Origin of the sequence: Endozoicomonas sp. (assembly GCF_051008435.1) — a bacterium.
Lineage (GTDB): Bacteria > Pseudomonadota > Gammaproteobacteria > Pseudomonadales > Endozoicomonadaceae > Endozoicomonas_A.
The window spans coordinates 1-16,202 of the sequence record NZ_JBPCXO010000379.1 but is presented as its reverse complement, the minus strand read 5'-3'; the positions used below and the strand labels follow the sequence as shown (position 1 = coordinate 16,202).

At 46.3% G+C, this 16,202-nt stretch carries 13 protein-coding genes; 1 reads left to right on the top strand and 12 read right to left on the bottom strand.

Annotation, left to right across the window (positions count from 1 at the left end):
* The 5 genes from ACR2PX_RS19140 to ACR2PX_RS19120 all read right to left on the bottom strand — a co-directional run.
* Positions 1-202: transposase (locus tag ACR2PX_RS19140; protein WP_434000960.1), on the bottom strand; the 202-nt coding region annotated here is incomplete at its 3' end.
* A gap of 126 nt (positions 203-328) precedes the next feature.
* On the bottom strand, positions 329-1,027 hold the full coding sequence (locus ACR2PX_RS19135; protein WP_434000959.1) for an N-acetyltransferase family protein: 699 nt from the start codon (positions 1,025-1,027) through the stop codon (positions 329-331).
* Positions 1,028-1,180: 153 nt separating this feature from the next.
* Positions 1,181-6,715 carry a hypothetical protein gene (locus tag ACR2PX_RS19130; RefSeq protein WP_434000958.1) on the bottom strand — a complete coding sequence of 1,845 codons (5,535 nt, stop codon included), beginning with the start codon at positions 6,713-6,715 and terminating at the stop codon, positions 1,181-1,183.
* A 75-nt stretch (positions 6,716-6,790) separates the two neighbouring features.
* A complete protein-coding gene (locus tag ACR2PX_RS19125; protein WP_434000957.1) occupies positions 6,791-7,444 on the bottom strand; it encodes an HAD family hydrolase in 654 nt (217 codons plus the stop codon).
* A gap of 37 nt (positions 7,445-7,481) precedes the next feature.
* A complete protein-coding gene (locus tag ACR2PX_RS19120; protein WP_434000956.1) occupies positions 7,482-8,198 on the bottom strand; it encodes a Type 1 glutamine amidotransferase-like domain-containing protein in 717 nt (238 codons plus the stop codon).
* A gap of 315 nt (positions 8,199-8,513) precedes the next feature.
* On the opposite strand from ACR2PX_RS19120, the gene ACR2PX_RS19115 reads away from it, so the two are divergent.
* Positions 8,514-11,375 carry a hypothetical protein gene (locus ACR2PX_RS19115; RefSeq protein WP_434000955.1) on the top strand — a complete coding sequence of 954 codons (2,862 nt, stop codon included), beginning with the start codon at positions 8,514-8,516 and terminating at the stop codon, positions 11,373-11,375.
* A gap of 16 nt (positions 11,376-11,391) precedes the next feature.
* Here the strand turns inward: ACR2PX_RS19115 and ACR2PX_RS19110 are convergent, their stop codons facing one another.
* From ACR2PX_RS19110 to ACR2PX_RS19080, 7 genes are all read right to left on the bottom strand, one after another.
* Positions 11,392-11,907 carry a GNAT family N-acetyltransferase gene (locus ACR2PX_RS19110; protein WP_434000954.1) on the bottom strand — a complete coding sequence of 172 codons (516 nt, stop codon included), beginning with the start codon at positions 11,905-11,907 and terminating at the stop codon, positions 11,392-11,394.
* 9 nt (positions 11,908-11,916) lie between these two features.
* A complete protein-coding gene (locus tag ACR2PX_RS19105) occupies positions 11,917-12,474 on the bottom strand; it encodes a GNAT family N-acetyltransferase (RefSeq protein WP_434000953.1) in 558 nt (185 codons plus the stop codon).
* A 29-nt stretch (positions 12,475-12,503) separates the two neighbouring features.
* Complete coding sequence (locus ACR2PX_RS19100) at positions 12,504-13,106, bottom strand: class I SAM-dependent methyltransferase (protein ID WP_434000952.1); 603 nt, start codon at positions 13,104-13,106, stop codon at positions 12,504-12,506.
* A gap of 38 nt (positions 13,107-13,144) precedes the next feature.
* Complete coding sequence (locus ACR2PX_RS19095; RefSeq protein WP_434000951.1) at positions 13,145-14,494, bottom strand: hypothetical protein; 1,350 nt, start codon at positions 14,492-14,494, stop codon at positions 13,145-13,147.
* A 132-nt stretch (positions 14,495-14,626) separates the two neighbouring features.
* The gene (locus ACR2PX_RS19090; protein ID WP_434000950.1) at positions 14,627-15,112 is read right to left on the bottom strand and encodes a GNAT family N-acetyltransferase; all 486 of its coding nucleotides are present in this window, start codon (positions 15,110-15,112) and stop codon (positions 14,627-14,629) included.
* The gene (locus ACR2PX_RS19085; protein ID WP_434000949.1) at positions 15,105-15,479 is read right to left on the bottom strand and encodes a GFA family protein; all 375 of its coding nucleotides are present in this window, start codon (positions 15,477-15,479) and stop codon (positions 15,105-15,107) included. The genes ACR2PX_RS19090 and ACR2PX_RS19085 overlap by 8 nt, the downstream gene beginning before the upstream one ends.
* A 27-nt stretch (positions 15,480-15,506) precedes the next feature.
* The gene (locus ACR2PX_RS19080; protein WP_434000948.1) at positions 15,507-16,049 is read right to left on the bottom strand and encodes a hypothetical protein; all 543 of its coding nucleotides are present in this window, start codon (positions 16,047-16,049) and stop codon (positions 15,507-15,509) included.
* Between the last annotated feature and the right edge of the window lie 153 nt (positions 16,050-16,202).

Sequence of the window (16,202 nt, the reverse complement as noted above, 5' to 3'; positions counted from 1 at the left end):
AAAAAACCGAGAGTGTCAGGTCATCAAAACGACGCTGACATTCTTTGCAAAAGTAGCGCTGTCTGTCCGGCTGTGACTCGTCCTTGCCCTGCCGGGTTATGTCCGTGCTGCCACAGCGCGGGCATTTAATCCCATCAGGCCAGCGAATCTGACGTATCTGTTCATAGCACTTGGCGTTATCGAGGAGGTCATAAAGTTTCATGACACTGTTTTACAAGAAAACGTCTTCTATTCATAGTCACATAAGTCATCCTGTTTCCAGCTCCCCGGAATCCACTAAGAGCCATAAAATTAACAAGAACTTTAAAAAGATTATTTAGAAAACAATTCATAGCTTAGCCAATATTTGAATAGAACTGTGTGCGATAAAGCCCATTGACTCACAAAGATGAATAGAACTTTTGTTTTCTCTATTTGTTCGATAACGAATAGTCCTGCTTCTTTCCTCTGTCTCGTCAATCAACCGGGAAAGCAAAGACTTGCCAACCCCAAGCCCCCTGTGTTTTGGACTTACTATAATGGACAGTGATTCAAAGGGTTCTACAGAACAATAGGAGGCGAGCATACCTGCAACCTCATTATCCACAAAAACTGCATAGAAGAAGTCGGAATCCATATCAAAATCCGACTTGATTAGATCTTCCTCATCACAGGAACCAATAAATACCTCAATCTTTGCCCGGTCTTTCTCTAAAAACAGTTCCACAACATCCAATACTGGCTGATATTCAGCTTTTCCATCAAACAGATAATAATCAACGTCGTCTATATAAACTTCATATTGATGCTGATTATCCTTATCGAGAAAATAAAATAATGTCTCTGGTTTTTCAAACTTAACGGGGTCAGCAATTTCAGGGCTGCAACTGATTAACGTTAAGCTTTTGGAGTGGTATAGAAAGGCAAGGTCTTCTTCCCCTCCCCTCTTCCAATAGTCGCATCCAGTGATTATATAATCACCTTTTTTATCAGAAGCCGACAATCTATTGAGCCAGGATTGATCAACCGTTTTATGATCTACTTTCATAGTGTCTCACTCATTCTTTTTATGGATATCGATAGGTCATCATAGAGAAACAACCTGCACTGACGCAGCTTGAACGACTTAGCTGATGACTGATAAAGGAAAAATGGATAACAAGGCTGGATAAAACAGGAAGCGTTTTTTTGATCAGACGGTTTAAAGTGTTAAAACCCCGGCAGCCAGAGCTCTGTACTTTAATCGGTCACGATCATTTTTAACGGCATCAAGAAGCTTTTGAGCCGTTCTTTTCATAACTCCAAGCAGTTGGGTTGCAACAAAGTCCTGTTCTGACCCTTTGAAACATCGGTATAGTTGCATCAAGGTTATGAGGTCGTAGTCCACCTCACCACTGATCGCTTTATTACTTTTCTCAAGCATATGAACTTCCCGAACTTTGATCAGACTCACCGCTTTCAGGGCTTCCTGACCCAAACCGGCTTTCTCTACAAAGCCATCAACCATTATCTTGGTCTCTGAGGGCAGAGAGTCGAAAAACTGCAATTTTTCCTCAGATGTTAACCGACCACCCATAAAAAGGGTGTCTCCGACACTGTCCGGTGAGCACGCTAACACATGGGCAAGACTTGGGAAAAAGGCTTTCCTGCCATGACTGGGCATATCCGATTTCATGGACTTCAGAATGTAAGCCAGCTGGCCTTCCACTGGCAGCATCCCTTGAGTTTGCTGAAGCACAGTCGAGTGCAAAGCGGGGTCATAGCCACATTCCAATTCCAGCAACCTGCCAGCAGAAACCACACCATGCTGAATAAGCAGCATCATACTGTCTTCTGAGAGTTTCACCCCTTCCGGAATAGACCATTTACAAGCCCACTTGGGCAACTTCTCAAGCACGGTGTGTTTATCTCCCGGTTTCAGCTGGGCATTACCGAATACTGCAGGCCCCACCGAGTCCGGATACAATTCAATAAGCTCTGCCAAAGTCTTAAGGCCCAGCTTTATAAGCTCACTACTCTTGCTGACAGACATGGCACCCATCATAAAACGGGCTGTGAGAAGCGGTTGTCTTCTGGTTCTTAGAATCCTCAACAGCTCTTCAACCAGCTTACTGCTGTACTGATATTCAAAATCTGGCAGCTTCTCGACTTCAGAAAGAGCACCATGTCTAACAAGAAACTTGAGGCACCCGGGAGTTAACTCTTTTGTCAGTTTCAGATACTTACCCAGCTTGGCAAGAAAACGATCAGGCGACTCAAGTTGTTCATCAGATAGCAAACTGAAAAGATACTCAGCCTGTTCAAGCGTGGCATTCTGTGCCATATCATCGAGATAAAAGCTGTAGAGCATAGCTTCCAGAATTCTGTTTTTTATCTCTGACGAAGCATTCTCTGGATAAAGAAGTCGAACAACCTGCATACCCGCTTTAGTATTCATTGGAATATGAGGCATTAAAGCAAGACAGGTTTTTTCCTGATCATCAAAATCGGGAAAACGACTTCCCTGAATATCTCTCAGCTCCAGCAGTACATTAAAAACGGTATCAAATCCTTCCTGTAAAGGTTTATCGCCCAAAACCAGCCGACTTAGCTCATCGGCCAGTTCATCCTCCCGTGATGGCTGCCTCGGTTCAGCGTCTGCGACTGACTCACTCTCCACAGAGCCGGAGATTACAGACGTTGTAGAGCTCGATTCTGGCGGCTCATCGATACCTTTCCAGCGCCTTATTCCACTCTTCAGACAGGCGACCACTTTTTCAAGCTCTGCACTATTGACTGATGAGCTTTCAACACGAGCTTTAATTGCGTTAATAATGCTTTCAAGCTCTGTCAGCCCCAGGCTGAATACAATGTCATCCACCAACTCAGAAGTTAAACCCTCGGCTTTTTGTGCAAGCAAGTCCATAGGGTGGGCTTTCTGGCAAATATCTTTGGGTAGATATCCTTTCTCGGTCATCCAGACAAGACGGAATGCAGGAACCGGGGACGAAGATCCCAGGGCTTCTCTCATGGTCTCAAGTCCTTTTTCTTCATCCGCATCACAGCCGACACCTTGATACTGAGCCGCCCCCCGATAAAAATCTCGCTCCGGTGAATGAACCAGTGAAGGCGCTGCCAAATGTCGGTAGCAGACTGTGGCCACTGTCGCATTGACATAACCGGAAATGGACTCCGAACATAACCAGTCAAACAAGCGACACTGTGAACCTACATGAGAACGCCCTCCCTCTCTGGCGATGACGATAGGTATTTCGACAACAACCGGCTTAAACCCATGCCGCCATTCCAATATAGACTTCTCATAAGTGAGTGTACTATGGGCTGCTTTGATACTTTGAAAACACTGATAGGCTTTATCAGGTTGTCCAAATTTCAGATAGCTCTTGCCCAGGGCCATTAGTACTGTTATGTCAGCCTGTGACTGCAACTCACCGATTGTTTTTTCTGACGGCAATTCATCTGGGGTTTTGGCCAATATAATGCGACTTACCTGGTATGGCAGGGTCTTTTTCTTCAGACAGTCTAAAGTGGCTTTCTTTTGTTCACAACGGAGAATACCCAAAGCTTCAGCCGCCAAAATGAGTTTGGCCTTTACACCATTGCTGACTTTTTTATTCCTCAGGTAAGACTGTATGACGGGCATACAGTCCTTGTCACAAAAATACGCCTGCAATAAATGAACAAAAGGTTCGTCAGAGGCGGCTTTCCCAATGGGAATGCGACTCACCTCATCCAGACTTTCAGGATCTGCTGCAAGACGACTCTTTACACCCTGAATAAAGCTCACAGAGGACACAGGAAACACAGACATCATTTTGACGAGAAAGCCATCCTGAAAAACAGCCTCTTGAAAGTTCATTTTCAATGCTTTGAAGAACTCTTCATCAAAATCGTGTGTAACCTGGGTCATTTTTTCTGCAATCAGTTCAGGAGAGCTAACAACGGCAGCCGTTAATTTTTCCTCCAATTGAACTTTTTTCTCCAGCTCCTGGCTGGCAGGAACTCTATCTGAAAGATAAACCGCTTCTGCCTTTAACAGTCGGGCATTCAGTTGACTCAGCACATAATCAAGGCCTGCTTTTTCAGCATTCAGATAGCCCTGAAGTCGCATGGCAAAAAAGAGAGCTTTATTAGGGTCTTTCTGCAATAAAGCAGAAAGCAATGAGGCAGACCTCAGAATTAGTGCCATAGGGTCTGGCTCTTCAAAACTGGCATTGAGCGCCCTTTCCAATGTCTGGCATCCTTGCTCCACATTTTTCCAGGGTGCCAGAGCTTCCAGTGACTCATAGGTGGTGCAAAGCCCAGTGTTTTTTAATGGAAGCTTACAGTGATACAAGTGCGATGCTGCAGTAATCTTCCCTGTGCATGCACCCCACTTGGGATTCGATTTCCACTGCCCTGAGGGTTCTTCTTCACTCGCAATAAAATAACTTATGACACTAACAGCAAACTCAGTGGCTCTCTTGGCATCTTTTGTCAGGATTTTTATTTCTTGCTCAACCTGAGACTGTAAATTTTCAAAATCAGCGGGCTCAATCAGTGCACAGTTACTCGCTAAAAAGTCCGTCGCTTTTTCAATCCAGACTCTTTTGACTTGTAGATTTAAGTCATCCTTAAGGACGGCTTTCAGCCGGTTCAGCTGCATGCATTTAGCTTTAACATCGAAGGGATGGGAAGAAACCGGATTAAAGCGGCTCAATTCAAGATATACAACAGGCAGTTGACTAAAATTGATGTCTGCCCCTAACACCAAGGCTTCAGGGTCTGGCAGATAAGGCTTGCCTTTCGACTTGGCTCGGTAAAGTCTGTAGTGATGATTGGCTTCAGCTGTGCATTGTTGCTTTTCAAGCATTCTGGCCAGCTTCAGGTGTAGCTCAATATTGTCCGGATCATCCTTCTCTCCAAGAGCAATTGCCAGCTTCAGGGCCGCAACCGGATCATCCATAAACTCATAATAAAACCGGAGCATAAGCACCAGCTGACTGAATGCAGCATCTCCATACCAAGGCTCAAGTGCCTCTGGGTTGTCTCCCACACATTGAACCAATCGGGATAGAACCTGCTCAAACGTTATCTTGCTGGAGGCATGCCACAACACACTCATCCGATAGAGCGCAGCAACAGGATTCATCGAAATAGCTTCATCAATTAGATGATCGTCAGCTTTACCTGTTTTCAACATCTGAACGTAGTGTTGAAAAACCAACATTTCAGGATTGAGACTAAAACGGGCCTCGCCGACAGCGCGATAGAAGGAATCAAGATGCTCGCTTTCTTCCAGAGCACCTGACTGACTCGATAACTGTTGCAAATTACTGCTGTAATATCGTAATAGATCCATACAGCTGAAGGACCACGCCTGAGATAAGCAATGCAGTTGGGATATCTTAAGGAGCCTCCCAGCTTTTATAAGCTGGCGCTGCTCCATAAAGGAAGCCTCTTCGAAAAATTCAGGTATAAAATCCCCCATCCTTTCAGTCGACTTTATGTGACAACAGTAAACTGCATATGCCAAATCCGGCGTATAGTGCAAATAAGGTGCTTCTAACTCATTGAACAGTTGCACACATTCTGAATAGTTAGAAGTAGCCGTATACTCTTTGGCAACTAAAACGGTCGCTGCTGCAAAGTCATTTTTGTGAAGGAGCTTTAATTTCCTGGTACTCTCTCTTCTGTCTCCTGTTTTCAGCACCAGGACTGCTTCCCAATAGCTGCAGAACATCCCATGATATTTTTTATCTTCAGAAGGTCGCAGTTTCTTTAGCTTCCTGGAAACTATGCCGTTCAATGCAGTCACTTTTAGGGGAATAATTTCACCGAAAGCCGCTTCAACATAGAGCCAGGGAGCCAGACGAATCAGTTTCATGTCACGACTGTTCATAAGCAATGTTTCGAGCTGACTGCGTGCAGCAGATAAGTCTAAGTCTTTTCCGCCCCGTACCAGCCTGACCAGTTCCAGAATCGCTTTATCTCTATCATCGACAGGTTTGGGCAGATTTTCGTCGTCCTGAAGCGATAACTGCCTGATCATTCGCAAAGCTTCGCAGTCCATAAAGGGGGAGACTTTTGGCGTTTCAGAAAACAGCACCTCCCTGACCAGTTTTTGCTTGGCCTCTACCGAACCATGATCGGCGGCGTTTCGATAACAATACAATTCCTTTTTCTTGGAGGCCTGAATCCAGTCATTGCCTTTTGCTGCTGCCCCAGCCAAAGCCAGATACCACTCAATTCGCTCTTCTCTGTTTATTTCAGACAATAGTTTCTCAAGCTCTTCAATTTCTAACTCACCATTCAGTGCACACACTAAATACATAGATTCAAGGTAGTGGGTGACTGCGCTATTTTCCGGAGTCTCCTTTCTGGCTCTTTCCAGCATTTTCTGGCTATTCTTCAAACCTTTTGCGTATTTCTTACTCTTAACTTGAACCGTCAGTATGATCAGCTCTCTCCTGAGATCTTCGGACTCAACAGAAACCATTTCTGGAAATGTAGACGACAGAACTTCGGGGCCGAGAGATAATCCCTTCTTAGCTGACGGCTCTTGGGCAACAACAGCCTCAACCTTTCTTTGAACAGGATCAGCGACTTCAGAAGCAGAAGAGTCAGGCAGCCGGGTATCAACCTGAACAACAGACACAGAGGGTGCTTCCTGATGATTAGGAGACGATAAGGGAGCCCGGGGGTCCGATAAGGGGGCCGAGGGGCGCAATGGGCGATCACCAGATCCTTCAAACACTATAAAACTCCTTTTAGTAGAGACAGGGTCGATGCTGTTAAGACTGGCATTTTGGTAAAAAGTTCCTGATTGCACTCATGCCATCAAGATCATGCTTCTGACCTCTTTTAGCGAACCCATAACCCTGTGACCCAGTTTTAATACATCATGACTGGGCTCGACCAAATCAGGTACCTGAATCACTGTCATGCCTGCTCCTACTGCAGATTTAACACCGTTGTCAGAATCTTCAAAAGCCATGCAGTTTTCGGGCTGAACCTGCAACCGGTCAGCCGCCATTAAATAGATCTCCGGATCCGGTTTGCTGTTGCTCACTTGATCGCCCCCTACGAGTACACTGAAAAAATCAATCAGCCCGGCATCAGACAGCTTTTTATGAGCCTTTTCAGTCAATGAGGAGGTAGCCACCGCAAGGGGAATGGATTGCTCTTTCAACTCGGTCAACAAATCCAGCGCACCTTCTTTTACCGGGAGGGGAACCGACATTATCTCCAGTTCCCTCTGCCGCCATTCTTCAATAAACACTTCCACTTCGATCAGACCTGCCAACCCTTTGGCAAGAATGCTTCGACCCAATACAAGATTGGTTCCCAGACAGGCTTTAAACACTTCAGACAAATCACCCAGCCTGAAGTGTTCACAGGTGGCAAGAAAGGTTTCATAAGCCAGCCTTTCCGTGTCCAACAGAAGACCGTCCATGTCAAAAATACAGGCTTCAATGCGCATCATAGAGTCCTTCGATTCATTATTATTAAGGCCCTGTGAGTCAGTCCTGTACTGATTCTCTATGGCCCAGATATAACGTAGGGATATGAGTCTCAATCACTTCCCCATTGAACTCCTCAACCCTGTAGGCTGCCGCACCAGCTTTGGAAGACACCACCTGATACAGTTCACCATCCACATAATGCAAGGCTGCACTGTCATCAACTGCGATTCCAGGTGAAATCAAACCTTCAGCAACAAGCCGGTGATAGGCGGGTTTTCTTTCAGCTTCACCGTCATAGTGTGGGCAGTGGCTGCCGGATAGAAATCCAAGGCACGAATAAGGTGCCAGAGCCTGACCAAAAGAATCAGTGACGCCCTCTTCAAACCAACAAATGGAACCTGCGCTGAGCCCACAAAGCACAATCCCTTTCGCCAGTGCTTTTTTTAAAATCCGGTCTACTCCATGAACCGCCCAGATGGCCAACATGTTGGCTGTGTTTCCGCCACTGACATAAATAATGTCCTGAGACAGAAGGAAGGCTTCAAGATCCCGCTGATCTCTGCGGAAAAGCTCAAGATGAGTGGGTTGACAGTTTGTCTGGCTAAACCTGCGGTAGAACCGGTTAATGTATTCCGTACTGTCGCCAGATGCGGTCGCCATAAAACAAATACGGGGATTGTCGCCTGCACTGCTGAGGATGTAATCATCCAGTAACGGCGTGGACTCCATGGAAAAACCGCCTCCGCCCATGGCTATGATCTGCTGCTTGAGCATTATTCTTTCCTCGTCCTGATGAGTCTGATTACGTGCCACTCATAATAAAAGTTTGTTACCTGATTCACTATCATTAAAGTCAGCTGCGTCCTCAGGTCCTGTTGATGTTTATGTATGAGCCAAGCCGTTTCTCTCAGCAATTCTATCCATTGTGCTCCGTCTTACCGATGACATTCCTGGCACTTTTGTCACCCCTGCTGACCACCCTGTTATTCCTGCTAACCAATTCATTTCCTAGTGCGAGCTTTTCCTCTTGGGCATGGTCTGACATTGCACTGAATGACTGTTTCTGTCTCGATTAAAAGGATTTATCCCATGATTCACGGCTTTTCTGAAGATCCCCGTACTTCACCACCTCCTGGTACGCCAGAAGGCGCATCCAGAAATGCAAAAGATCTTGAAGAGGTGTCAGCCCAATTCTCAAGGATGGAGGTCGCTGAGACTGAGGAAACCGAAGTCCGCTCCAAAAAAGACTATGACCACTCTGGCAAACCCATCAAGAAGCTGGATCAAATGTCTGTAAGGCAAGAGAAAGCAAAATTGTGTCGCCTGATTGACCAGTTTAATGAAAAACCTCAAGACGCACCGGAAGAAGAACTCCTTGCATGTCTCCACCAGCTTTACGGCAAAGGTCTGGCACATTGTCATTTCAGTGATACCCCTTTGCACCCTGCCGCTGAAGCCACGAGTATCAGTGACCATGACCTGGTGCTGCTGAGCGCTATTCGTGACCAGAAAAGTACCAGTCACAAAAAAAGATCTCTGGCGATTGCCCGCATGACTTGCTGGCTGGTCAAAGACAAGGCTCGATTGAATGTGTTGGAACACTTCAGTCAATATCTCTGTGGCGAAGATCTGGCTTATATAGCCAGTCATTCACGGCCTGCCATCGCCAGCTGGATTCTGGAAAATAAACTGCCTTTGATGAGTGCCGAAGCCATCAGCTCCATTGCCAAAGCTCATCCGGATCTGGTAGCCAAGTTTGTCTTGGACGGACACTGCCTTACCCATGAGAGTGAATGGCCTCAACTGTTCAAGCTATGCCAGAAATGTCCGTATCTGGCCGAAGCCGTGTTTAACAATTTTCTGCCACTGACTTATCTGGGCTATCGACATCGTGCCGCGTTAGCCCTTGCCTCGACTGAAAAGGCTGAAACACTTCAGGCTGAACTGGTCAGCGAAATATTCACTCACGTTGGTGCTCCCTGCACTTATGATGAACAAGCTGCATGGCGGCTGTTAATGTGTCATCAAACTCTTGCCCTGGAGTGGCTCGGCGGTATCAGGGATTTAATGACCGAAGATCTTCATCCGATCATGATGGCTGAAATTTTGTCCCGTTACCCGGATTTGAGAAAGACAGAGGGGATGGATCTGCAGAAGATTCTCGAAGATCAGGATGCAGCCTCTCTGCTACTGACCCGAAGTCTGGTTTCATTCATCGATACCGGTCAGGCATATATCCGTACGAAAATGACGGCTGAACAGAAGCTGGAGCTACTGAATCATTATCCCAATCTGGGCATGCTGATTCTGCCCTTGGGACAACAGCTGGATCTGTCTGGGTTCAGCAATCTGATGGACTGTTATACGAGCACAGCAGGCAGTATTCTGGGTAGCTTCTTTCTGAGGCACTTGGGAGCCGATGCACAGAAGGAATTAATGACGGAACTGGCCAACCCGGCAGCTCTGGCACTGATGCGTAACCAGAAGAAGCAGGGACAGTTCTATCAGAGAAGTATGCCTTATCCGGAAGCTTTCCAACTTCTGCAAAATCCGGAATTGATGGACAGACTCAATGAACTGACAAGCCGACAACTCCAGACAGCTTACCCCAGCCTGATAGCGCTAAGAACGACAGCGGCGATGAATCATCCCGCACTGGCAGTCACCAATGCTCTGGTCGTTGAAGCCAGCTTCAGAAGTCAGACTCTGGCTCTGGAAGTGATGCACCATCCAAATTTTACCGATACAGAGAAACTGGAAGCAGCCGGGCATTTCCAGCACACGCTGATAACCCTTTTAGAAAACCCTGGCTCTTACTTGCAGGCACCTGCAAGCCTCACAACCGATAGGGAGTTTCTTGGCCAGCTACTGCTTGCTCCCAACCAGAAGCGGGCTGCAGTTCTTGCACTGGAAAAGGGATACCTGAACTCAGCAAGCGGCATCCTGCTGTATAACCTGTGCCATCAACACCCCCTGTTTGCTGACGCCCTCCAAAACCAGCCTGAATTGCTATCGTCTATTCCCCTGGAAATGCTACGTGATCTATGCCTGAAAAACCCGGCTTTTCAATTCAGAATGAAGAGCGAGCCAAACCTCGCTGAATCATGGGGAAATATTATCGCTTCCTGTAATGAACAGCCGGAAATGCTAGAGAGCTTCAACACCCCCGACTTTACAATATCCGCCCCGACTCCTGATCAACAGACAGGCTTGCTGGATGTCATTCAAATGGAAAGTTTCCTCAAACAGACAGAGTGGCTAGTGCAAGACCCGTCCCTTTCGAAAAAAGCCAAACCCGAGCTTTTCCGGTTGCCTCAGGGTGCAATGACGGCTATCCACTCTGATCGAATGAAAGCCAGTGGTGTCTGCAGTGGATTCTGCCTGGACTATGCCTCATGGCAGGCTCGCCACCCTGAACAGCACCCCACGGAATACCTGCAAAAAGTAGATAAATATTGCCACTCCAACCTCAACTGGATGCATCATAAAAGCCTTCCTGAAAGACTGGATTTTCTGCAACGGCAACATGGACAATTTATCGCACCCGGGGAAGAACTCAGCTTCAATAATCAGGGTGCCACTTATGTTAATACCCATCGCTTGCAGGCCCTGCTGAAAGAACACAGAACGGTGTATATTTCCCAGGAAAAACACAGCTGCATCGTTCAGCTATGGGATGTCCCCAATACTGACGGAGCCCAGCAACTGATCGTTTATGATCCCAATGAAGGTATCTACTGCTTTATTGGTTGCAGCGAAGATCAACCCTGGCAGCATGAGATACATAGCCAACTGGATGAAGCTCTGAAAAACGCCCTGCTGAAATACGGCAGTGAAGTGAGTATAAAAGCGCATATCATGGATATAGGCGCTGTTGCTACACAGCATACTACCCCTGTCCGATACCGGGGTGTGGACGAAAGTCTGGAACCAGAAGAAAAGATGGAATGAAGGCCGGTTAATCTAATTAAGCAACGGATTTACTCAGAATCATGGATGACAGCGTGTCACCCTCAACGGTTTCATCCCTGACTTTAACAATACGGTTAAAGCCTTGCCTGACCCAAAAATGAAGAGCGGCCTGATTACGGGTGTAGACCTCCAGCCAGAATTCCTGAATACCCGGTATTGAACGAACCTGCTGTTCAATAGATTCAAAGGTGTGCCGGCCCAACTGTTTCCCCTGAAACTCCGGAGAAATGGAGAGCATGGAAATCCAGCAGACACCCTTTCTGGCCTGATGATAGTTACAATGGAAATAGCCCGCAGCTCTGTCATCCGAATCCATTATTTTTCTCAGAAAGAAATGGTCTTTTTGATGCTCTTCATAAATCGACTGGTATACATCCATCGACCATACCCCAAAAGAAGGATCACGCTCGCTTACAGACGCATTCTGTTCAAAAATTGTTTTCAGCAAAGGTATTTCATGTTCAGAGAAAGTACTGACTTTGATATTTTCACTGTGCCACTGCTTATTCATACTCCTGACTTACCTCTTCTCCGTCATACCGCACAACTGATCCCACTCTTCTCTAAGTACACCCAGCTTGATCGAGTCGTAATAGGTGCCCTTAAAATACCTGACACGTCGAAGCCGGCCTTCAACCTTGAAACCAATGTTTTCTCCACAGGCTATCATCCCCGGATTTCCGGACCAGGTGGTCATACCCACTCGGGCAATGTCGTATGTATCAAAAAGATGGGATATCCAGGCAACCAATGCGGTTTTACCAATCCCTTTACCCCACTGTTGAGTGTCATAAAGAGCAATTCCGGCTTCCAGCCAGCGGGTATTTTCATCCACCCAATAACAGGAAACGGTTCCAACCAGTTGAGACTGATACTCTATGACTTTCTTGTTTTTCCCTTCTATCAGATCCTGAAAGAGGCCCTGCTCAAAGCTGTCTCTGGAGGGCGTCTGATAGGGAATATAAGGAGCATTGAATTCAGTCCAGCGATCATCAGCAATGATCAGATCATAAAGGCTGTCTTTTTCTTCCGACCGGGCGTTTCTTAAAACAATACCCTTGTAACTAATAATGCTCATTCAGATTCACAGCTTGTTGTTTTCTTCCCTTATATGGCTGATTTACGAGCCATCACCGAGAAGGTATGCCAATGTTTTTCCGGACCTCTCGCGGTCGGTCCACGCCGGTTACGCTCCGAGAATTCAAGTATTTCAAAACCTTCAAACAGAGCTTTGACATCTTGCTCACTTAACGGAGTAAGAATATGGCTCTTGTCTTCCAGCCACTCATCATCAGGCCCCATAAAATCACCACAGAAGACACCTCCTGCCTGAATGGACGCCCTTATTTTCTGCCAGATAACAGGGAATGATTCCGGGTGGGCAAAAAACAGACTGGCATTGGCCACCACCAGTCCCGCTTGCGGGTAGGTAAATGATTCAAAACCGGAGCAATGAATGGAAACAGCCGTTTCGTCTGCAAAGCGTTTTCGGCAGAATTCCACAGATTCCTGATTAACATCAAAGGCAGAAACAGTGTAACCCTGACTGAGCAGATAGGCAGTATCACTGCCGGTACCACATCCGCAGTCTAATGCGACAAGAGAATCTGAAAGGTTCAGAGAAACCGCCTTCTCAGTACTTTGTTTATGAGGGTTGGCAGCCACTTTCTGATAGTATTCACTCCATATTTTCTTCTTTAGTTCATCCATCTGTATACACCCTGATTCTTCATGGGATCGTTATGTTTTCACTTCGAAACCGGCAAAACGCCTCTGTCCATTAAAATCAAAATCATTGAAAATAATAATCCACCTTGATTCGAACTTTTATACGATGTCGTATCTGGCTTGGACGGCCAGTTCATAGCCACTGATACATCTTGAAGCAGCTCGGATTCATGCCTCTCAACATCATGATCTTTTTTCTCCCTCTGCCGTTCCTCAACAGGGTTGCCCGTAACGGCATCAACCTTGACCTTCTCTGACTCTTGAGTCGCGGGTAACACACTGATGTAGCGAACATACCTTCTTGCACCCACCAGGCCCGATCTTAAGGGTGCTGCTGAAAGGCTGAGATACTCCCAGCCAACAGGTATGCGATTACCGTTCTGACACCAGACTTTTAACTCCATTGAGCTTTGGCCAAATTTAAAATGATACAGAGTCACCGCAGTGGGTTTTTCCTGTTTCTTCCAGCCGCCCGTTTTGTCCGTTTTATACAGCCTTATCAGATCGTCTTTTACACGAACCCTGACCCGGGCACTTTCTGTTGCCATTGATTGGGCATTTTTCCAGTCCACATGAAAAACGCCAGGACGATTCAGGAAATACCACGGTTCTTCCAGTTCACTCTCATCCAACAGACGATCACTATTGGTATAGGCGTAATGGGCCATCAGAGACATGACTTTCACACGATGACTGGTAGACAGGGAAGCTTCAGCAACCTGTTGATGATGCAGGGGAAAGATAGCATGGCGATCATAGGGATCATGCTGCTCCACTTCCTGAGTCAAAACATGTATGGAACCTGGGGAATAGGGTACTGATACATTCATTTTCCATTTCTGTTCAGCGGTCCATTCCAGTTCTCTTTGGCGAGAGTATTTTTTCAGTATCATTCGGCTGGTGACTTCGGGCCTCTTGAAGAGCTTCCATTCCAAATCCGAACTGTCGTCATTCAAGACTTGTCGAAATATCGGATACTGGTCATCAAAATGCTCTTCGAGACTGATGCTTTCAGCCAGGCAGTTTTCTTCTTCAATATAGAGATGCAGGACAGCATCTACTGGATTCATTGTAAACACAGTGGCCGCCGAAAGCGTCGACTCCAGACTGGCGCTATGAGGCATGACACAACGGCGAAACCATGATTCAAGGGTGAACTCATCTTTCAGGGCATTTTTAGTCTGCCGAGGTGCAAATGAATCCACAGCCGGCTGAGCTTCAGAAACAAACAGATCGGCATTTCCAATTTCGTGCTCCCCTGCTACCTCCATGACATAATGATGAACAGAAGCAAACGCCTGTTGAGCCAGACAAAGAGCGATCCAGGACAATCCCTTACCCGTTCTGAAGAAGCGTCCTGAAGTTGTCATTTATACTGCCACTTTTATAGCCGGAAACTACAAAGTAGCAGCTAGATATCATTTTTGAATGGTGATCTCAGCCAACAATAGAAATGAAAACCAGCCTCTTCCAATCGCCACATTGTTTCCAGCTCTCTTCCGTCAAACCACTTTCTTGACCATCATGTGAGAATCGAAGTCATAGCCCAACTTTCTGTATAAACCTTGAGCACGAACATTAAAGCCGCTGACATTCAAACCCATGTCCGTCGCTCCCTGTTCTGAAAAATAAGTCTCAATGGTGGTCATCAGCTCTGTAGCTGCCTCACTGCCTCTGAACTCAGGCAATACAACCAGCTCATTGATAAAACCAACCGTTTTAGGCCAGGTAGTAATTGAGTTCATCTCCTTGACCTGACCCGAAACCATACCTGCCAGCTTGTGATCGATATAAGCCAGAAACACGACAAACTTCCCCGAACGATACAGTTCAAAGATATTACGCTTTAACCGCTCGCTGTGCATGGCTTCAGGAGTTCGATATTCTTCCGGGCGGCTCTCGTGATGAAAACGATCCAGTTCCTGCATCAACTCAGGCAGACTGTCTATGTCCTCTTCAGAGGCTCGTCTGATTACCAGGTCACTCATTAACCTCACCTATCCAGCACACTCTGTTTTTTTTGAAAAGATTGTCTATTTTTTCCGGCTCGTAAGGTGAATCCAGGGTCCCTATGGCAATAGACACCCATTCTGCATAATCAGGGCTGCCTCCCCATTCAAGACTGGAGCCGCATTGCCCACAGAATTTTCTCTCGATGGTGTCTGATGAGTTAAAACTTTTCAGATACTCCTCACCCTGCACATACACCAGATCTTCTTTTTTGACACTGGCATAAGTGGCGAAGGCGGCGCCATGCTGTTTCTGACACATAGTGCAGTGACAATGAGCGACCTTTTTTGGCTCTGATAAAATCTGGTACTTCACTGCACCGCAAAGACAACTTCCGTTATACACGTTCAGCTCCTGTATCGATGGCAGGGATCACTCACCCACTTCAATCATGTTCATAGCTTCAAAAAGCAATTCCCCCTGATAGAGAACGTGAGGTACCAGATGGAATGTCATTGGACGCTCATCTTTAGCTTTTGATTCACGGTAGTAATCTTCAACTTCATCCCTGAGGACTTCCAGACCTTCAAGCTTATTGATCTCAAAAGGAAGGTAATCTTCTTCTGGTGATTCCAGATAATTGAGCTGCTTATCAGGATAGAGAAAGATGACACTGTTCTTCTTTGAGAAGTTCAGCTTTTCCGGACAGATTTCAAACCACCTGGAATTATTCCCTGGCGTGTACCCTGCTCTCTTCAGTGCCGCATTGACTGCAGAGGGATGCACCGGAGTCATATGAATAACATCATTCCAGAGACAGTTGAGATGAGGAACCATCTTTTTCTTCAGCTCAAGACGGTGCAGATACTTCCAGTTATTTTCCTTGTAGAGTTCTTCATCCTTCTGCTCCAGCTTATTGAGAGGCAGAAGACGATCAAACTTCATAGTCTCGGGAACCCGGTGATACAGCTTCATAACGTCCATGACCTTTTTATTATTTATGGGGCTTTTACAGGTTGGCTGATCATTTTTGGGCCTCCTGCCTGATTTTTAGATAGAGATAATCAAGATCATTGTAACCACATGCCTTGTATATTATCCGCTTGATGACACCATTGAAGGCTTCGA

Coding starts and splice junctions, on each gene's coding strand:
- ACR2PX_RS19135 (WP_434000959.1), bottom strand. CDS start 1,027: ATGAAAGTAGATCATAAAACGGTTGATCAATCCTGGCTCAATAGATTG.
- ACR2PX_RS19125 (WP_434000957.1), bottom strand. CDS start 7,444: ATGATGCGCATTGAAGCCTGTATTTTTGACATGGACGGTCTTCTGTTG.
- ACR2PX_RS19120 (WP_434000956.1), bottom strand. CDS start 8,198: ATGCTCAAGCAGCAGATCATAGCCATGGGCGGAGGCGGTTTTTCCATG.
- ACR2PX_RS19115 (WP_434000955.1), top strand. CDS start 8,514: ATGATTCACGGCTTTTCTGAAGATCCCCGTACTTCACCACCTCCTGGT.
- ACR2PX_RS19110 (WP_434000954.1), bottom strand. CDS start 11,907: ATGAATAAGCAGTGGCACAGTGAAAATATCAAAGTCAGTACTTTCTCT.
- ACR2PX_RS19105 (WP_434000953.1), bottom strand. CDS start 12,474: ATGAGCATTATTAGTTACAAGGGTATTGTTTTAAGAAACGCCCGGTCG.
- ACR2PX_RS19100 (WP_434000952.1), bottom strand. CDS start 13,106: ATGGATGAACTAAAGAAGAAAATATGGAGTGAATACTATCAGAAAGTG.
- ACR2PX_RS19095 (WP_434000951.1), bottom strand. CDS start 14,494: ATGACAACTTCAGGACGCTTCTTCAGAACGGGTAAGGGATTGTCCTGG.
- ACR2PX_RS19090 (WP_434000950.1), bottom strand. CDS start 15,112: ATGAGTGACCTGGTAATCAGACGAGCCTCTGAAGAGGACATAGACAGT.
- ACR2PX_RS19080 (WP_434000948.1), bottom strand. CDS start 16,049: ATGAAGCTGTATCACCGGGTTCCCGAGACTATGAAGTTTGATCGTCTT.